The organism is Colwellia sp. BRX8-7, from assembly GCF_014077275.1.
In the GTDB taxonomy this organism is placed as follows: Bacteria; Pseudomonadota; Gammaproteobacteria; order Enterobacterales; family Alteromonadaceae; genus Colwellia_A.
Genome location: NZ_JACGVP010000108.1, coordinates 1 through 356, shown reverse-complemented (window position 1 = coordinate 356; position 356 = coordinate 1). Strand labels below are relative to the sequence as shown.

Genomic DNA, 356 nt, shown 5'->3' with positions numbered 1-356 from the left:
TCTGTGTATCACCAGCACCATCGGTAACTGTATATGTAATAACAGGAACAGCACCATTGAAGTTATCATTCGGAGTAAAAGTATAGCTACCATCGGTATTTAAAGTTAACTCACCTTCAGTGAGAGTAACTGTATCACCTGCATTATACGTATTCCCATCAACAGTAAAACTCGTTACGGTTAACGGTCCATCTGCAGTTGCTGCATTATCTAACACATTGCCTGTGGCGGTTGTATCTTCAGCTATCGTAACCGTTTCACTATCATCACTTAAATCTGACACTGGAGTTACTGAAATTGTTAGGGTAGAACTCTGTGTATCACCAGCACCATCGGTAACTGTATATGTAATAACA

General features: G+C 39.9%; 1 protein-coding gene. It reads right to left on the bottom strand.

Going from position 1 to position 356, the window contains the following annotated elements; all coding sequences use genetic code 11:
• On the bottom strand, positions 1-356 hold a 356-nt coding region (locus H4J57_RS20410; RefSeq protein ID WP_182244010.1), incomplete at both ends, for an Ig-like domain-containing protein.